Raw genomic sequence first — 18,843 nt, 5'->3', positions numbered from 1 at the left:
CAGGCGCATAAACGATATTGCTAAATAAGAAAATTCGAAAACCGTAGCGGTTTCGCGACACCCTACCACCATCGGAAAAATCATCCGACACAATACAACTAAGAATTGCATAACAACCAGCGGCGCAGCTCCGGATCCCGACCGCAGACAACGGCCGGGATCCGCTTATCAGATCAGAACCGGTGTTCCAGCTTCAGGGAGAAGCTGCGGCCTGGCTCGACCAACGGGTTGTACATGCTTCTCGCCGAAGCGACGCTGACCGTCGTCGACGGGCTGACATATTCAGTGTCGAAGATGTTCTCGACGCCGAAGGTGAGCGTCGTTCCCTTGTAGTTTTCCGAGATCATCTTCTCGAGATCGAACCGCCCGTAGAGGTTGGCGACGATATAGCCGTCCGTCGGGTATTCGCTCGAGGTGATGTGGCGCTTGTCGCCTGCCCATTCGGCATTGGCGATCAGCGAGTAGCCGGAATCCGGCGGCGAATACTGCACGCCGATACTGCCGGTCACGGGAGCGATGTAAGGCAGCGTCTGGTTGGTATCGACATCCGTGGCATGGAGCGTGCTGATCTTGCCGAACAGGTTGATCGAATCCGTCGCCTGCCAGCGCATTTCCGCCTCGACGCCAGTGATTTCGGCATTACCCACGTTCTGCCGCTGATTTACCCGCGTTCCCTCGTAGAGCATGTTCTGCGCCGTGACGATCAGGTTGCGGTAGCGGTTGTAGAAACCCGTGACCTGAATGCCGACATCGCCGCTGTGCCAGGCGGCGCCGAGTTCGTAGGAAACGCCCTCTTCCGGCTCCAGTTCGGGATTGGGAATCGTCGGCGTCGCGGCCGCGGTAAAGGCGAACATCTCCGAGTTTTGCGGTTCGCGATAGGACGTGCCGATATTGCCGATAATGTCGAACTCCGGCGTCAGACGATAGACAAAGCCCGCACCACCCGTCAGGGCGGAATTCGTGCTGTTATTATTGTCCTCAAAGTACGGCAGGAGAGCAGTCGGCAACGGCGAAAGATCGCTCGTCGTCCGGTACCAGTCATATCGTGCGCCAAGCGATATGGTCAGCGGATCGACCGGCGTCCACTCGTTCAGCATGAACGCGCCGATATTCGCCTGGGTCGTGTCCGGGCTGGATTTCGTGCGAGCCGTGGAGGTCGTACTCATCACGGCACCCGTTACCGGGTTGTAATTGGTCACGACAGAAGAGCTCTCGCCGCCGGAACGGGATTCATGCATCCAGTCCAGCCCGACCGTGGTCTTGCCTGTGCCCCACTCGCCCTGCTCCCACGGAATGGAGCCCTTGACGTTGCCGCCGATCACGGTCGGATCGACGACATAGTTGCGGGTCGTGGTTTTGCGCGTCAGCTGACCGGCGCTGTTGAAGGTGTTCGCCTGTACCTCCAGTTCGGTGTAGAACTTGTCGACATAGGCGCTGGCCTCGATGTGATCGAACAGGCCATCGGTGAAGTCGCCGGAATAGTTCACGCGGCCCATATGGACCTGGAGAGGGTCTTCGCGAGCGGCACGGTAAGGTGCGCCTGGCACGCCACCGACGCCGCCGGCTCGACCGCTTTCGACATACTGGTCGCGATAGACGAATTCCAGCCGTTGCCCTTCGACAGGCGTGTAACCAACGACCACACTACCGCCGAGAGCCTTGTAGTCGCTGTTTTCCACCGTACCGGCGGGCGATTCGTAATCGCTGGAACGACGGCCGGTCAGCGTGCCGGTGATATCGAAGTCATGGCCGACGATGGTCAGGTCCTGGGTCCCGACGAGCCCGTTACCGTTGCTGTTATAGGAAACGGAACTGCCGCCGCCGGCAACGCGCCAGTCGCCCGACGTATCGTAGTCCGGCTGGCGCGTGATGACGTTCACCACGCCCGTCAATGCGTCGCTGCCATAGAGAAGCGATGCCGGGCCGCGAATGACTTCGACCCGCTCGATCTCTTCCGGGGAGATCAGCATGTATTGCAGCGTATTGCGGCCGCGGAAGCGATTGCCATCGATATAGAAGCTCGACCGCCAGTCATTCGAGTTGAAACCGCGCAGATAGATCTGGCCGCCGAGACCGCCGTTACGCGAGATGGTGACACCCGGCACATCCGCGAGGATGTCTACCGTGCTTTTCGGGGTCGTGGTGTCGATCCACGATCTTTCCACGACCGACATGGTCTGCGAGGCCTGATGGGCCGATTCCGGCTCGGCAAACGTCGCGCCTATTGGCTCCGTCGCAGTCGGACGTCCGGTCTTCTTGCCCGTTACCGTGATCGGCGCGAGAACGGTCGACGAATTGCTGGAGGCAGTATCGTCTTCCGTAGAGCTATCCTGGGCCAATGCGGCCACTGGCGGCAACTGGGCATAACTTGCCGAGACAAGCAGAACCAGCACCAGCGCCCGGTGCGGTCTTCTGAACTTATAAAGCATTTCCACATATTCCTTGGGAGATTGGACAGTCTAGTTGTCCAGCTTCCCAAGCATGAAACGGCTGTTCCACGATGTGTGGCCAGTGTGATGAATGAAAAAATATTAGCATTTCAAGAAATATAACTGCCCCGACGCCCCTTGAACATGATCGTTAATGTCATGTTTACGGTTTGCCAACTCACATTGAATTGAAAAAACCGACCAAACGCCCGTTTGACACCTTCAGGTTGTTTTTAGGCACAGGAAATCGAAACTCTTCTCACGCAGGCAAAAGCATCCGCGTTGCGGGAACAAAAACCTGTTCGCATTCCACTCTTTGTTGGGTGCGATGAACCCTTAGAGACGGAAGGTCGCGTTACCGTCCATGGCCAGCGCGTGCACGGTGTGGTGCTCGAGCGCGGCGGTGACGGCGGTGACGTCGCCTTCCAGCCGGTCGGGAGAAATCAGTTCGCCGATGGTGAAGTCGAAACGATCACCCTTCTTGTTCAGAAGTTCGTGGAAGACCGTCATGTCCCGAAGTTCGGTCGACCACTTTGCAAACCAGTAGAACAGGCCCGAATTGCGGGCTGTCATATGTACCGGCAGGATCGGAAGGTCGTATTTGCGGGCAAGCCCGACCGCCGAGGTTTTCCATGGCCGTTCGTTCAGCCGTCCATTCGCCCAATAGGCGATGCGACCGGAGGGGAAAAGCACGGTAGCCTTCTGCTCCTCGATCGCCCGGTTGGTCAGCTTGAGGGTCTCGCGCGCCTTGAGCTTGCTCTTATGCTCCTCGCGCCACTCGACGGGAATGATGACCTCGGCAAAGCGCGGATTGACCCGGATGGCATCGCGGTTGGCGAAGAACATCATGTCCGGGCGCCGCCGTTTCAGGAGGTCGAACACCGCGACACCATCGGCAATGCCGGTCGGGTGGTTGCTGACCATGATGAAGCCACCCTTCTCAGGTATCCGCTCACCATTCACGACGTTGATATAGAGGCGCAGGATATTGCTGAGATATTCGAAGGCCTGAAAACCCGGCATGTTGGCAATATCGTCGGCAAATTCGACCGCCTTCGCATAACGCAGCAGGGTATAGAGAAAAGGCCGCATGACGGGCCACAGCGGATGGTACACGATCTTCTGGCCGCGCTCGGCAATCAACGTGTCGACGATGTGCCCCGGCTGGCCATGTGAGACCAGAGCAACCGCTTCGGCGAATTGCCCGAACATCGTCATCGAATCACGGCGCGCCATAGAAAACCCCGACTTTACCGATCAGCCTCTAAAGCAATTCCAGCAAAGGCGTGCAGCGGCCTTGCATCCGGAATTGCGTAAAAACAAAGAGATAGAGCATTGAGGCGATTCCGCTTTCGCCGAAAACGCTCTATCGCAGCCCAATGTGATCGAAGCATGACACTGGATGCGGCATTTTAGGCATTCCCTAACATCTGGAAGGCATGTTGGCTTAGCAGATTCTCAAAGTAAAGGGAGCGCCGATGAACGACCTGCTCACCTTCGCCGACCCCGACCTTCTCGCTGAGCGCACCGGATGGCTGCAGGCTCTTGCCGGTGAAAGACGGCTTTCGGAAAACACGCTGGAAGCCTACGAACGCGACACCCGGCAGTTTCTCACCTTCCTCACCGGACACATCGGCGGCCCCGCCGCCATTCGCGATATAAGAGAATTGCGCCCCGCGGATCTGCGCGCCTTTCTCGCCCACCGTCGCAAGCAGGGCTCCGGCCCGCGTTCGCTCGGACGCCATCTCGCGGGCCTTCGATCCTTCCTCCGCCATCTGGAAAAGAGAGGGCTGGTGAATGCCGCCGGCGCCGGCGCCATCCGCTCGCCGAAACAGCCGAAATCGCTTCCCAAACCCCTCTCCGGCAGCCAGGCGCTCACCGTCGTCAGCAACGAAGCGCAGATGCATGAGGAACCCTGGATCGCCGCCCGCGATGCAGCGGTGCTGACCCTGCTCTACGGCTGCGGCCTGCGCATTTCCGAGGCGCTGGACCTCACGCCCGCCGACTTCGGCGAAAAGACGACTGCACTCCGGATCACCGGCAAGGGCAACAAGACCCGGCTAGTCCCCCTTCTCCCGGCCGTCGCGGAAGCTGTCGCCGCCTATATCAAGCTCTGCCCCTATCATCTTGAGGAAGCCGAACCGCTCTTTCGCGGCGCTCGCGGCGGCAAGCTGCAGCCGGCGATCATCCAGCGGGAAATGCAACGCCTGCGCTCCGCCCTGGGGCTGCCGGATTCGGCGACGCCGCATGCGCTGCGCCACTCCTTCGCGACCCACCTTCTTGGCGGCGGCGGAGATCTTCGCACCATCCAGGAACTGCTCGGCCATGCCAGCCTGTCGACCACCCAGGTCTATACAGGCGTCGATGCCACGCGCCTGCTGGACGTCTACGACCGGGCTCACCCCCGCGCCTGATCGCCCGTCGTTAACCAAGACCGTTAAGGAAAATTGAGGGGGCCGGGACTAGAACAAGCAGGTCCTCGTATTCCGGCGACCCGACATCAACGGACAGATCATGATCGCGCATTCAATCGACCGCATCCGCAACCGACTGTCGCTCTCCGCTGTGGGAAACGTCGTGCTCTGGCTTGCCGCGGCCTTCCACATCGCGCTGCTCGCAGCCTTTGCGCTGGTGCTGATGACATTGAAGCCGGCGCATGCCGAGGAAAACGGAACCTGCAGCGGCAACGATCTGCTGGCTGCCTTGGCAAAGGACGAGCCGGCGACCTATGCGAAACTTCGCGCCGAAGCGGATGCGATCCCGAACGGCAGGGGCATTTTCTGGAAGATCGAGAAACCGGGCCTCGCACCGTCGTGGCTGCTCGGCACCATGCACGTTACCGATCCGCGCGTACTGACGATGCCGGAACCGGCGCGAAAAGCCGCCGCCGAGGCCTCGACCATCGTCATTGAATCGGACGAGATCCTCGACGAGAAGAAGGCTGCCGCCGCGATGCTCATGCATCCGGAACTGACCATGTTCACCGATGGCAAGACGATCCGCGACAAGCTGAGTCCGGAACAGGCCACCCGTCTTGAGGCTGGATTGAAGGAGCGCGGACTTGCGCTCGCCGCCGTCCAGCGGATGCAGCCGTGGATCATCTCAAGCTTCGTCGCGCTTCCCGCCTGCGAGATGGCGCGCAAGGCGAAGGGTGCATCCTTCCTCGACAAGCACATTGCGGAAGACGCGGTAAAGGCTGGCAAGAATGTCGTCGGGCTGGAGACACTGGCCGAACAGCTGCAGGCCATGGCGGATCTTCCAACGGAATTCCACCTTCAGGCCCTGATCGAAACGCTGGAGCTTGGTGACAGGATGAACGACGTCATCGAGACCATGACGACGCTCTATCTGTCCGGCGATATCGGCATGACCATGCCCATGCTGCAGATCGTCTCGCCCGCACAGGCCGGCAAGGAACAGAGCAGCTACGCGGACTTCGAAAAACGCATCGTGACCGACCGCAACCACGTCATGGCGGATCGCGCAGCCCCCGTGCTTGCCAAGGGCGGCGCCTTCGTCGCAGTCGGCGCCCTTCACCTGCCGGGCGAAGAAGGCCTCGTCGAACTTTTGAAGAATCAGGGCTTCACGCTGACGCCCGCTGGCGGCTGATTCACTCAATCCCGAGCAAGCCGCCCAAGCGTCGACCTGACGATCACCCTGTGAAACGGCGTGACCACGGCGATATAGAGCCGCCCGAAGGCATTGTGGCGCTTCACGAGCGTCGTCACAGCAACCTTGCTGTCATCCGCACCCTTTGCCTCAACATCAACCACGATCCGGAAATCGAGGTGGCTGTCGTTGAAGCCGAGCACGACCTGGCCATCCCGCTCGGAGACGACCGGGAAACCGGCAACCGTGGCGGCGTCGGCAACCCCGAGATCGGCTGCCTTCAACCCGAACAGCGAGACGATGCGATTGCGCAGGGCCATCAGTCCCCGGATCCAGCCGGGAGGCCGGCCAAGCATCCGCTTGCTAACCTCCAGCGCCGTGCCCTGCGGGCCGGCGCCAGAGAAAACATAACGGTCCGCCCAATCGGCCTCGGGCAATGCCGGATGCGGCAGGCTGACAGGCTCCAGCGCGATACTCACGATAACCATTTCCTCAAGCTGATACGGCCGGACCGGCCGTTGTTTCAGCCTTTGGTCATACGCTGGGCAACTGACGTTTTCCAATAAAACTGATGCACCAGCACTGCGGCAATGTGCACCACGATCAACAGCCACATCAAAAGTTTGAACGGGCCGCCATGCAGCGAACCGGCAACCTCCACACCAAGGTAATAGGCCGCAGCGCCGCTGATCGGCAGGAGGAAAAACAGCAGATAGAATGTCCCGTGCGCCGCCTTGGAGGCAAGGCGAAGGACCGGCGGCTCCTCGGCCGGTGCATCCGGCGCGCCATGCGTCAGGCGCAGAATGAGACGGATCACCGCGAGACAGAGAACGGTGATGCCGACATAGGCGTGAACGTTGGCCGACGCGATATCATCGGGCGTGACGGTTTCGCCGCGGCTCACCAGCCGGTTCCAGTTCTCCATGCCATCCGTAAGGAGAAGGTTGAAAAAGATCAAAGCCGCCATCAGCCAATGAATGAGCTTTTGCGGAAGAGAATATCCCAGCACGGGGTTCGTCGTCATGGCACTTGCCTTTTGTCAAAACACGGAAAAATACTACGCGCCATGATAAAAGCCGCGACCTGAATAACAAGCCGCGGCCACAATTCTTACGAAAATATAATACTTTACCGGATTAGTCTTATTATCCGGAAAATCCCTCACATGTGAATCGGCTTGAAGAAGGCCGCAAGTGCTGCTTCCTTCACTGCTTCCGACATGGTCGGGTGCGCATGGCAGGTGCGGCCGAGGTCTTCAGCCGAACCGCCGAATTCCATCAATACGGCGATCTCGTGGATCATCTCGCCGGCACCGAAGCCGACGATATGGCCGCCGAGAACACGGTCTGTTTCCTTGTCCGAGAGGATCTTGACGAAACCATCGGTCGCCAGCATGGCGCGGGCGCGGCCGTTCGCGGTGAAGGGGAACTTGCCGACCTTGTAGGCGACGCCTGCAGCCTTCAGTTCTTCCTCGGTCTTGCCGACGGAAGCGACTTCCGGCTGGGTGTAGACGACACCCGGGATGACGTCGTAGTTCACATGGCCATGCTGGCCTGCGAGGATTTCGGCGAGTGCCACGCCTTCGTCCTCAGCCTTGTGAGCGAGCATCGGGCCGCGCACGACGTCACCGATCGCGTAGATGCCGGCGACATTGGTGCGGAAGTGACCGTCGATCTCGACGCGTCCGCGGTTGTCGAGCACGACGCCTGCGGCTTCAAGGCCGAGGCCTGCCGTGAAGGGCTTGCGGCCGGTGGCCACGAGCACGACGTCGGCTTCCAGAACCTGCGCCTCACCGCCCTTGACCGGCTCGAACGTGACCTTGGCGCCCTTGCCGGACTTTTCGACACCGGTGACCTTGGCGCCGAGGTTGAATTCGATGCCCTGCTTGGCCAGCATGCGCTGGAACTGCTTGGAGACTTCACCATCCATGCCACCGAGAATGGTGTCGAGATATTCGACGACGGTGACCTTGGAACCAAGACGCGACCAGACCGAGCCGAGTTCGAGGCCGATGACGCCGCCGCCGACCACGACCAACTTGCCCGGAACCTTGTCGAGCGCGATACCGCCGGTGGAGGATACGATCACCTTCTCGTCGATCTCGACGGCAACGCCCGGAATGCCGGCAACGTCGGAACCAGTCGCGATGACGATGTTCTTCGTCTCGAGAACCTGTTCCTCGCCCTTGTCATTGGTGACGGAAACCTTTCCGGCCGAAACGATCTTGCCGGTGCCCTGGAAGCCGTCGATTTTGTTCTTCTTGAACAGGAAGGAAACGCCTTCGACGTTCGCCTTCACCACGCTGTCCTTGTGGGCCATCATCTTGCCGAGGTTCAGCTTCGGAGCGGCAACCTCGACGCCGAGGGCGTCCATGCCATGGGCGATATGGTTGAACATTTCCGACGCATGTAGCAGGGCCTTGGACGGAATGCAGCCGACATTGAGGCAGGTGCCGCCATAGGTCGCCCGCTTTTCGACGACAGCGACCTTCAGGCCGAGCTGGGCTGCCTTGACTGCACAAACGTAACCGCCGGGGCCACTACCGATTACCACTACATCGTAAGCCATTTTCGTCGTTCCTCTGTGTGTTCCTTTGCCGCCGTTCCGTTAACCGCTTACGGCGCGCATTCCTTGAATGAAAATCCGTCCCACGGCATGGCCTCGACCTTGCCGCCGACGGCGGACATCTTGAAGGCCGCTCCGAAACCGGGAAGAAGCAGCGTCTTCGGCGCTTCCGCACCTTCCGGCGGCAGAAGGTCGACCTTGCCCTGCCCATCCACTGCATAGACGATGCCCTGCCAGACGATGCAGGCATTAAGATCCGCGCCGGTCACGTCGCCCTCCGGGCAATTGTTCATCGCCATGCCCACGGGCCGGGCGATTTCCTCGTCGTACATCACATGCCCGTCAAGCGTGAGGCCGGCCTTTACCGCCCGAACCTCGAACTTGTGGGAGACCGGCGTATTCTCGCCACTCCCCGGCCTGAAACGCAGCTCCAGGCCCGTTTCGCCCTCTGCATAGACGGCATGCTCGACACGGCAATCATCAGCCACCGCCGGGGCATGAAACCCCAGCACGGCAAGCGAAAGCGACGCGACGAGCGACCGCTTCATCTCAGCTCGCCTTCGTCGCCGCAAGCTTCAGGCCGAAAGCGATGAACACCATGCCGGAGGCGCGGTTGATCCACTTGCTGGCCCGGGAGAAGGCTGCCCGCATGCGCGGCGTCGTCATGAAGAACGACACGCCGACGAACCATGCGATGAGGCAGGTCGCCATCACCAGACCGTAGCCGAACTTCACCGTGCCGGGCGTGGAGGCGGCGACCAGAGCCGAGAAGATCGACAGGAAGAAGAGAACCGGCTTCGGGTTCAGCGCGTTGGCGAGAAAGCCGAGGCCGAAGGCCCGCAATGCACTCTGCCGGGCAGGCTCGGCACCATCGGCAACCGGATCGAGATCGGTCTTGCCGGCGCGCAGCGCCATTACACCCATATAGATGAGGTAGACGGCACCTGCCCACTTGATGATGCTGAACAGAAGCAACGACTTCGAGATGATCAGCCCGAGGCCAAGAATGGTATAGGTGACGTGGAACATCAGCGATGTGCCGATGCCGAAACTCGTGAGGATTGCCTCACGCCGCCCATGCACCATGGCCTGGCGCATGACCATCGCCGTATCAGCGCCGGGGGAAACGATGGCGAAGGAGAATACCGCCATCAGCGAAGCGAGTTCCAGAAGATAGGCGTGCATAATAGTGCCTCCATGCCGGCAGGGCCGCCCTTGCGGATGCGCTCACCGGAAAACAGGATCGGCGGGAGACCGTAGAACGGTCTCCCGCCAGAATGATCAGAGATCGAGAACCAGACGCTCCGGATCTTCCAGGCTTTCCTTGACACGGACGAGGAAGGTCACGGCTTCCTTGCCATCGACGATGCGGTGATCGTAGGAAAGGGCCAGATACATCATCGGACGAATGACGACCTGACCGCCGATGGCGACCGGACGCTCCTGGATCTTGTGCATGCCGAGAATACCCGACTGCGGTGCATTCAGGATCGGCGAGGACATCAGCGAACCGTAGACACCGCCATTGGTGATGGTGAAGGTGCCGCCCTGCATGTCGGCCATCGACAGCGCGCCATCGCGGGCGGCCTTGGCGAGACGGCCGAGTTCCTTCTCGACGCCGGCAATCGACAACGCGTCGGCATCGCGGATGACCGGAACGACAAGACCCTTGTCCGTGCCGACCGCCATGCCGACATGGCAGAAGTTCTTGTAGATGATGTCGGTGCCGTCGATCTCGGCGTTGATCGAGGGAATTTCCTTCAGCGCGTGAGTGACCGCCTTGGTGAAGAAGCCCATGAAGCCGAGCTTCACGCCATGCTTCTTCTCGAAGATGTCCTTGTAGCGGTTGCGCAGGTCCATCACGGCCGACATGTCCACCTCGTTGTAGGTGGTCAGCATGGCGGCAGTGTTCTGGGCGTCCTTCAGACGCTTCGCGATCGTCTGGCGCAGACGGGTCATCTTGACGCGCTCTTCGCGAACGGCGTCATCGGCGCTCGATGCCGGACGGGGAGCGGCAGCCGGAGCCGGAGCGGCGGCAGCCGTAGCACCCTTGGCGATAGCAGCGATCACGTCGCCCTTCAGGACCTGGCCACGCTTGCCGGAACCATCGACCTGATCGGCCGAGAGGTTGTTTTCAGCAAGCATCTTGGCGGCAGCCGGAGCAGCCGGCATGGCCGATGCGGCCGGAGCAGCGGGGGCGACTGCGGGTGCAGCAGCCGGAGCCGGGGCAGCGGCCGGAGCGGCTGCAGGTGCCGAAGCGGCAGCGCCGGCACCTTCGGCGATCTGGCCGAGCAGCGCGCCGAGGCCAACGGTTTCGCCATTGGCGGCAACGATCTCGGTGAGCACGCCGGAAGCCGGAGCAGGCACTTCGACGGTCACCTTGTCGGTTTCGAGTTCGACGAGCGGCTCGTCGGCCTTGATGATGTCGCCGACCTTCTTGAACCAGGTGCCGACCGTCGCTTCGCTGACGGATTCACCCAGGGTGGGGACGCGGATTTCTGTGGCCATGATGTCAATTCCGTTGATCAGAGAACGTTTCTGTCGATTGGGGTCGTTGCGACCGGGAGGCTATCAGCCCCCCAGCGCATCCTCGAGGAAGGCCTCGAGCTGGGCGAGATGCTTCGACATCAGGCCGGTTGCGGGCGATGCCGCGGCCGGGCGGCCGGTGTAGCGAACCCGCTGGTACTTGGCGTCGATGTGAGCCAGAACCCACTCGAGATAGGGATCGATAAACGACCATGCGCCCATGTTCTTCGGCTCTTCCTGGCACCAGACCATCTCCGCATTGCGGAAGCGGCTGAGCTCGTTGATGAGCGCCTTGGCCGGGAACGGATAGAGCTGTTCGACGCGCAGCAGGTAGATGTCATCGATGCCGCGCTTCTCGCGCTCTTCCAGAAGATCGTAGTAGACCTTGCCCGTGCACATGACGACGCGGCGGATCTTGTTGTCCTTCTGCAGCTTGATCGGACCGTCCTTGATGACCTCCGCATCATCCCACAGCAGGCGGTGGAACGAGCTCTCGCCGGCCATTTCGGACAGGCTGGAAACAGCCCGCTTGTGGCGCAGCAGGGACTTCGGCGTCATCAGGATGAGCGGCTTGCGGAAGTCGCGCTTCACCTGACGGCGCAGGATGTGGAAGTAGTTCGCCGGCGTCGTGACATTGGCGACCTGCATGTTATCTTCGGCGCACATCTGCAGCCAGCGCTCGAGGCGGGCCGAGGAGTGCTCCGGACCCTGACCTTCATAGCCGTGCGGCAAAAGGCAGACGAGACCGGACATGCGCAGCCACTTGCGTTCGCCCGACGAGATGAACTGGTCGAAGACGACCTGCGCCCCATTGGCGAAGTCGCCGAATTGCGCTTCCCAGAGGGTCAACGCGTTCGGACGGGCCAGCGAGTAGCCATATTCGAAGCCGAGAACAGCCTCTTCCGAAAGCATCGAGTTGATGACTTCGTAGCGTGCCTGGTTCGGAGCGAGGTTGGCAAGCGGGATGTAGCGCTCTTCGGTTTCCTGATCGTAGAGAACCGAGTGACGCTGCGAGAAGGTGCCGCGTTCGCAATCCTGACCCGACAGGCGGATCTTGTGACCCTCGACGGCCAGCGAACCGAAGGCAAATGCCTCGCCCATGGCCCAGTCGATGCCCTCGCCGGTTTCCACCATCTGGGCGCGGTTGTCCATGAAGCGCTGGATGGTGCGGTGCGCCTTGAAGCCTTCTGGAATGGTCGACAGCTTGCGGCCAATCTCCTTCAGCGACTTCATCGGCACAGCGGTCTTGCCACGACGCTGTTCGTCGGCGTTGTCGGCTGCGCGAAGGCCCGACCATACGCCGTCGAGCCAGTCGGCCTTGTTCGGCTTGTAGGACTGGCCGGCCTCGAACTCCTGTTCGAGATGGGCGCGCCAATCGGCCTTCATCTTCTCGAATTCGCCTTCGGTGATCAGGCCTTCGGCGATCAGACGCTCGGCATAGAGCTGAACGACCGTCTTGTGGGCGCGGATCGCCTTGTACATCTTCGGCTGGGTGAACGCGGGCTCATCGCCTTCGTTATGGCCGAAGCGGCGGTAGCAGAACATGTCGATGACGACCGGCTTGTGAAACTTCATCCGGTATTCGGTCGCGATTTTGGCGGCGTAAACGACCGCTTCCGGATCATCGCCGTTGACGTGGAAGATCGGCGCTTCGATCATCTTGGCGACGTCGGACGGATAAGGCGACGAACGCGAGAACGCCGGATTGGTGGTGAAACCGATCTGGTTGTTGATGATGAAGTGCATCGTGCCGGCCACGCGGTGGCCGCGCAGACCGGAAAGCCCGAGGATTTCGGCTACGACGCCCTGACCGGCAAAGGCCGCATCGCCGTGCAGAAGCAGCGGCAGCACCTTGGCGCGTTCACGAAGCGGAATGATGTCGCCGTCCCAGACCTTGGCGAGCTGGTCCTGCTTGGCGCGGGCCTTGCCCATGACAACCGGGTTGACGATTTCCAGGTGCGACGGGTTGGCGGTCAAGGACAGGTGAACCTTGTTGCCGTCGAACTCGCGGTCGGAGGAAGCGCCGAGGTGGTACTTCACATCGCCCGAACCTTCGACTTCGTCGGGCTTGAACGAACCGCCCTTGAACTCGTGGAAAACGGCACGGTGCGGCTTCGCCATGACGTTGGTCAGAACGTTCAGGCGACCACGGTGGGCCATGCCGAAGACGATTTCCTCGAGGCCTTCCTGGCCACCGCGCTTGATGATCTGCTCGAGCGCCGGGATCAGGGATTCGCCGCCATCGAGACCGAAGCGCTTGGTACCCTTGTACTTGACGTCGATGAACTGCTCGAAGCCTTCGGCCTCGATCAGCTTCGAAAGGATGGCCTTCTTGCCGTTCGGGGTGAAGTCGACACCCTTGTCCGGGCCTTCGATGCGTTCCTGAATCCAGGACTTTTCATCCGGATTGGACATGTGCATGAACTCGACGCCGATGGTCGAGCAATAGGTCCGCTTCAGGATATCGAGCATTTCCGGGATGGTCGCGTATTCGAGACCAAGCACGTTGTCGATAAAGATCTTGCGGCCGAAATCGGCTTCGGTAAAGCCGTAGGCGACCGGCGAAAGCTCGTTGTAATCATCGACCGGGGCGGCCAGACCGAGCGGATCGAGATTGGCATGCAGGTGGCCGCGCATGCGATAGGCGCGGATCATCATGATGGCCCGGACGGAATCGCGGGTCGCCTGCAGCACTTCGGCCTCGCTGGCCGGCTTGCCGGTTGCGGCGGCAGTCGCTTCAGCCTTGGCCTTGACCTTGGTTTCGATGACCTTTTCGATCACGCCCCAGTTGCCGTCAAGGGCCGACACCAGCTCGCCCTGCGCCGGGATCGGCCAGTTCTTGCGCTGCCAGGAAGCGCCTGCGGCAGCCTTTTTCACGTCGGCCGGGTTATCGGCCAGCGCCTTGAAGAACGCCTGCCATTCGGCCGAAACCGAGGAGGGGTCATCCTCATAGCGCGCATAGAGCTGCTCGATATAGGCAGCATTCGATCCGTCGAGGAAGGACGTGATCAGAAATTGCTCGTTGGCTTCTTGCCTACCCATTGTGTTCTGCGAACGTCTCCGCTCGCCTCCCGACTTTAAGATGATGGCCGGACGCCCGGCCTGCCGCTTTGCATCAACCCGAACACAAATCGCATTCAGGGACTCTAAAATGCCAAATCCAGGCAAGGGGACCACTCTGGATCCGCCCTGCCTGGCGCATGCTTCTCAGGTCTCAGCCCTTGAGGACTTCAACCAGCGTCTTGCCGAGGCGTGCCGGCGAAGGCGAAACCTTGATACCGGCAGCTTCCATGGCCGCGATCTTCGATTCCGCATCGCCCTTGCCGCCCGAAACCACGGCGCCGGCGTGACCCATCGTGCGGCCCTTCGGAGCCGTACGACCGGCGATGAAGCCGGCCATCGGCTTCTTGCGGCCCTTCTTGGCTTCGTCGATAAGGAACTGTGCAGCATCCTCTTCGGCCGAGCCGCCGATTTCGCCGATCATGATGATCGAGGTCGTGGCTTCGTCGGCCAGGAACATTTCCAGCATGTCGATGAACTCGGTACCCTTGACCGGGTCGCCGCCAATACCGACAGCGGTGGTCTGGCCGAGGCCTTCGTTCGAGGTCTGGAATACGGCTTCATAGGTAAGCGTGCCGGAGCGCGAAACAATACCGACCGAACCCTTGCGGAAGATCGAGCCCGGCATGATGCCGATCTTGCATTCTTCCGGCGTCAGGATACCCGGGCAGTTCGGACCCAGCAGGCGCGACTTCGACTTGTCGAGCTTGGCCTTGACCCGCACCATGTCCATGACCGGGATGCCCTCGGTGATGCAGGTGATGAACGGGATCTCGGCGTCGATCGCCTCGATGATGGCGTCGGCTGCACCTGCCGGCGGAACGTAGATGACCGAGGCGTCAGCGCCGGTGCGCTCCTTGGCTTCGGCAACGGTCGCGAAGATCGGCAGTGTTTCGCCCTTGGAGCCGGTCCAGGTTTCGCCACCCTTCTTCGGATGGATACCGCCGACCATCTTGGTGCCATAGTAGGCGAGCGCCTGTTCGGTGTGGAACGAACCGGTCTTGCCGGTCAGGCCCTGAACGAGGATCTTGGTGTCTTTATTGACGAGAATAGACATGTATCAGGTTCCTCAGATTAGGCTTTGATCGCCGCGACGATCTTCTTGGCCGCGTCGTCAAGATCGTCAGCAGCCGTGATCGCCAGACCCGATTCGTTCAGGATCTTCTTGCCAAGCTCGACATTGGTGCCTTCGAGGCGAACCACGAGCGGAACCTTCAGGCCGACTTCCTGAACGGCAGCGACAACGCCCTCGGCGATGACGTCACACTTCATGATGCCGCCAAAGATGTTGACGAGGATGCCCTCGACCTTCGGGTCAGCCGTGATGATCTTGAAGGCCGCAGCAACCTTTTCCTTGCCGGCGCCACCGCCGACGTCGCAGAAGTTTGCCGGCTCCTTGCCGTAGAGCTTGATGATGTCCATCGTCGCCATGGCAAGGCCTGCGCCGTTGACCATGCAGCCGATGTTTCCGTCGAGAGCCACGTAGGCGAGATCCCACTTGGAAGCCTCGATTTCCTTGGCGTCTTCTTCGGTTTCGTCACGCAGTGCGCGAACGTCGTCGTGACGGAACAGCGCGTTGCCATCGAAGGAAACCTTGGCGTCGAGAACGCGCAGGTGACCATTGGTCATGACGATCAGCGGGTTGATTTCGAGAAGGGACATGTCCTTCTCGTTGAAGGCCTTGTAGAGGATCGGGAAGAGCGACTTGGCGTCTTCGGCGGCAGCCCCGGTCAGTTCGAGCGCCTTGACGATCTTCGCAACGTCGTCAGCCGTGACGGCGGTTTCCGGATCGATGGCGATGGTATGGATCTTCTCCGGCGTGTCGTGGGCGACAGCCTCGATGTCCATGCCGCCTTCGGTCGAGACGACGAAGGCAACACGACCGACGGAACGATCAACCAGCAGCGAGCAATAGAGTTCGCGAGCAATGTCGGCACCGTCTTCGATGTAAAGTCGGTTGACCTGCTTGCCGGCTTCGCCGGTCTGCGCGGTTACCAGCGTGTTGCCGAGCATTTCCTTGACGTTGGCGACGACTTCGTCGATCGACTTCGCCAGCCGGACGCCACCCTTGGCTTCGGGGCCGAGTTCCTTGAACTTGCCCTTGCCGCGGCCGCCGGCGTGGATCTGGCTCTTGACCACGTAAAGTGGGCCGGGAAGAGACTTGGCAGCAGCTTCCGCCTCTTCAGCCTTGAGGATCGCGACACCTTCCGCGACCGGTGCGCCGTAGCCCTTCAGGAGGGCCTTGGCCTGGTATTCATGAATATTCATCGTCTTGTCCCTGTATTGGGCCCTTCAGGCGGATTACTTGAGGGCGGGGGCGATATTGATGCAGGCTTCGCAAAGACCCGCGACAGCGCCGACGGACTTCTGGAAGGCTTCGTCTTCAGCCTTGGTGAATTCGACTTCGATGATGCGCTCGACGCCGCCGGCACCGATGATCGTCGGAACGCCGACATACATGTCCTTCACACCGTACTGGCCGGAGAGGTATGCAGCGGCCGGCAGGACGCGCTTCTTGTCCTTGAGGTAGGATTCAGCCATTTCGATAGCCGAAGCGGCCGGAGCGTAGTAGGCCGAGCCGGTCTTGAGCAGGCCGACGATTTCGGCGCCGCCGTCACGGGTGCGCTGAATGATTTCTTCCAGGCGCTCCTTGGTGACCCAGCCCATCTTGACGAGATCGGTCAGCGGAATGCCGCCAACGGTGGAGTAGCGGGCGAGCGGCACCATGGTGTCGCCGTGACCGCCGAGAACGAATGCAGTGACGTCCTGAACGGAAACCTTGAACTCTTCGGAGAGGAAGAGGCGGAAGCGGGCGCTATCGAGAACGCCGGCCATGCCGACGACCTTGTTGGTCGGGAGGCCGGAGAACTTCTGCAGGGCCCAGACCATCGCGTCGAGCGGGTTGGTGATGCAGATGACGAAGGCGTTCGGAGCGTATTTCTTGATGCCGGCGCCGACCTGTTCCATGACCTTCAGGTTGATGCCGAGAAGGTCGTCGCGGCTCATGCCGGGCTTGCGGGCAACACCTGCGGTGACGATGCAGACGTCTGCGCCTTCGATGGCGGAGTAATCGCTGGCGCCGGTCAGCTTTGCGTTGAAGCCTTCAACGGGGGACGACTGGGCGATATCCAGGCCCTTGCCCTGCGGGATGCCGTCGGCAATGTCGAACAGGACGATGTCGCCCAGTTCCTTGAGACCGGCCAGATGAGCCAGCGTACCACCAATCATTCCAGAACCGATAAGAGCGATCTTATTGCGCGCCATTGAAGTGCTTCCTTTTAGATCCAAAACCAAGGCGGACAGGGATTGGCTGCCGACCCTTGTGGAAAACCGCATAGCCGCACTCGAGAGAAACTGCAACCGATTATTTTCGATCCAGTATTTTCAATCGGTTAGATGATTATTATCTTACGTAAACGTCAAATCTTATGACGTAAAAATGTCAAACTTCTGCCCGCGCGTTTTGATGAAGGGCAAGATAGTCAGCGCTCCGCATCTCGAAAAGCCGCGAAATGGTGCGGTCGAACTCGAAACCTTCGATGCCCTTCTTCTCGGTCAGCAGCCCCTCCGGCATCGCGGCCGCGGACGCGAAAAGCCGAACGGAAGCATCGTAGAGAGCGTCGATCAGGATGATGAAACGCTTGGTCTCGTTGCGCCTCTGCGGGCCCAGCAAGGGAATATGGTCGATGAAGATGACGTCGAACCGGCGGGCAATCTCGAGAAAGTCTGAAGCCCCGAGCGGCTGTGCGCAAAGCTCGGCGAAGGTGAACCGGGCAGCCCGACCCGCCGCGCGCGGAATGGGAACGCTGCGCCCCTTCATCTCGATTTCGGTCGCGATCTCGCGCCTGCCTTCGGTGATCCTCTCCCACGCGATATCCATGAGACGATCCGCTTCGGCGGAAAGAGGTGTGGTATAGACCGGCAGGCTTTCCAGCTTCTCCAGACGGTAATCGACCGGAGAGTCGAGCGTCGTCACCTCAACATGCCGTTGCAGCAATCCGATGAACGGCAGGAAGAGGCCACGGTTCAGGCCGTCGCGATAGAGATTTTCCGGCTCGACGTTGGAGGTCGCGACCAGCGTGCAACCCCGCGCAAAGAGTTCGGTGAAGAGGCGCGCCAGGATCATGGCGTCAGCGATATCCGTCACCGTGAATTCGTCGAAGCAGAGAAGCTCCGCCTCCTCGCGCAGCGCCGCCGCCACCGGTGGCACGGGATCGGCTTGCTTGGTTTCGCCGTTCTTCAGCTTCTGGCGATGCGCATGAATGCGGCCATGCACATCGGCCATGAATTCGTGGAAATGCGCCCGGCGTTTCTTTTCCACCGGCGCCATCCGGAAGAACAGATCCATCAGCATGGTCTTGCCGCGGCCGACGCTGCCATGCACGTAGAGGCCGCGCACCGCCTGCTGCGACTTGCGCTTCTGCGCAAACATCCACCCAAGCGCGCTCTTCTTGGCGGCCGGCCGGCGTTGCTTCAGGTCATGGAGAATGCGGTCGAGATGGTTTGCAACCTCCATCTGCGCCTTGTCCGCCTTCAGCGTGCCGGCCTCGGTCATCGACTTGAGCTGCTCGGCAACGCTCGAGGCGTAATCCGGAATGGGCTGCATGTAAAATGCTCCGCCGGAGCGGGCGCCGCTTCGGCATCGACCCGCACG

At 60.7% G+C, this 18,843-nt stretch carries 15 protein-coding genes; 2 read left to right on the top strand and 13 right to left on the bottom strand.

The features are described from left to right. Positions 1–173: 173 nt before the first annotated feature. Both NBH21_RS12200 and NBH21_RS12195 read right to left on the bottom strand, forming a co-directional pair. Entirely contained in the window at positions 174–2,429 is a 2,256-nt protein-coding gene (locus NBH21_RS12200; RefSeq protein ID WP_250913442.1) for a TonB-dependent receptor plug domain-containing protein, read from the bottom strand. A 336-nt stretch (positions 2,430–2,765) separates the two neighbouring features. After that, positions 2,766–3,665 carry a GNAT family N-acetyltransferase gene (locus tag NBH21_RS12195; RefSeq protein WP_250913443.1) on the bottom strand — a complete coding sequence of 300 codons (900 nt, stop codon included), beginning with the start codon at positions 3,663–3,665 and terminating at the stop codon, positions 2,766–2,768. A 242-nt stretch (positions 3,666–3,907) separates the two neighbouring features. Here NBH21_RS12195 and NBH21_RS12190 point away from each other — a divergent pair, with 242 nt between their 5' ends. Next, complete coding sequence (locus tag NBH21_RS12190; protein WP_250913444.1) at positions 3,908–4,843, top strand: tyrosine recombinase XerC; 936 nt, start codon at positions 3,908–3,910, stop codon at positions 4,841–4,843. A gap of 100 nt (positions 4,844–4,943) precedes the next feature. Next, positions 4,944–6,038 (top strand): TraB/GumN family protein, encoded by a 1,095-nt coding sequence (locus NBH21_RS12185; protein ID WP_280924902.1) that lies wholly within the window; start codon positions 4,944–4,946, stop codon positions 6,036–6,038. 5 nt (positions 6,039–6,043) lie between these two features. On the opposite strand, the gene NBH21_RS12180 is transcribed toward NBH21_RS12185, so the two are convergent. From NBH21_RS12180 to zapE, 11 genes are all read right to left on the bottom strand, one after another. Next, entirely contained in the window at positions 6,044–6,517 is a 474-nt protein-coding gene (locus NBH21_RS12180) for a DUF2867 domain-containing protein (RefSeq protein ID WP_250913445.1), read from the bottom strand. 44 nt (positions 6,518–6,561) lie between these two features. Further along, complete coding sequence (locus tag NBH21_RS12175) at positions 6,562–7,062, bottom strand: cytochrome b (protein ID WP_250913446.1); 501 nt, start codon at positions 7,060–7,062, stop codon at positions 6,562–6,564. Between the two features lie 137 nt (positions 7,063–7,199). After that, positions 7,200–8,606, bottom strand: coding sequence for a dihydrolipoyl dehydrogenase (gene lpdA, locus NBH21_RS12170; protein ID WP_250913447.1), 1,407 nt, complete (start codon positions 8,604–8,606; stop codon positions 7,200–7,202). A gap of 47 nt (positions 8,607–8,653) precedes the next feature. Next, positions 8,654–9,151, bottom strand: coding sequence for a hypothetical protein (locus NBH21_RS12165; RefSeq protein ID WP_250913448.1), 498 nt, complete (start codon positions 9,149–9,151; stop codon positions 8,654–8,656). A gap of 1 nt (position 9,152) precedes the next feature. Next, the gene (locus NBH21_RS12160; protein WP_250913449.1) at positions 9,153–9,788 is read right to left on the bottom strand and encodes a LysE family transporter; all 636 of its coding nucleotides are present in this window, start codon (positions 9,786–9,788) and stop codon (positions 9,153–9,155) included. Between the two features lie 96 nt (positions 9,789–9,884). Beyond that, a complete protein-coding gene (gene odhB / locus NBH21_RS12155; protein WP_250913450.1) occupies positions 9,885–11,111 on the bottom strand; it encodes a 2-oxoglutarate dehydrogenase complex dihydrolipoyllysine-residue succinyltransferase in 1,227 nt (408 codons plus the stop codon). Between the two features lie 63 nt (positions 11,112–11,174). Beyond that, a complete protein-coding gene (locus NBH21_RS12150) occupies positions 11,175–14,171 on the bottom strand; it encodes a 2-oxoglutarate dehydrogenase E1 component (RefSeq protein ID WP_250913451.1) in 2,997 nt (998 codons plus the stop codon). 172 nt (positions 14,172–14,343) lie between these two features. After that, on the bottom strand, positions 14,344–15,246 hold the full coding sequence (gene sucD, locus NBH21_RS12145; protein WP_250913452.1) for a succinate--CoA ligase subunit alpha: 903 nt from the start codon (positions 15,244–15,246) through the stop codon (positions 14,344–14,346). A gap of 17 nt (positions 15,247–15,263) precedes the next feature. Continuing rightward, on the bottom strand, positions 15,264–16,457 hold the full coding sequence (gene sucC / locus NBH21_RS12140) for an ADP-forming succinate--CoA ligase subunit beta (protein WP_250913453.1): 1,194 nt from the start codon (positions 16,455–16,457) through the stop codon (positions 15,264–15,266). 33 nt (positions 16,458–16,490) lie between these two features. Further along, entirely contained in the window at positions 16,491–17,453 is a 963-nt protein-coding gene (gene mdh, locus NBH21_RS12135; protein WP_250913454.1) for a malate dehydrogenase, read from the bottom strand. A gap of 178 nt (positions 17,454–17,631) precedes the next feature. Next, positions 17,632–18,795 carry a cell division protein ZapE gene (zapE, locus tag NBH21_RS12130; RefSeq protein ID WP_250913455.1) on the bottom strand — a complete coding sequence of 388 codons (1,164 nt, stop codon included), beginning with the start codon at positions 18,793–18,795 and terminating at the stop codon, positions 17,632–17,634. Positions 18,796–18,843: the final 48 nt, after the last annotated feature.

The organism is Ciceribacter sichuanensis (assembly GCF_024055605.1).
GTDB lineage: Bacteria > Pseudomonadota > Alphaproteobacteria > Rhizobiales > Rhizobiaceae > Allorhizobium > Allorhizobium sichuanense.
This window is presented reverse-complemented; position numbering and strand designations above follow the sequence as displayed.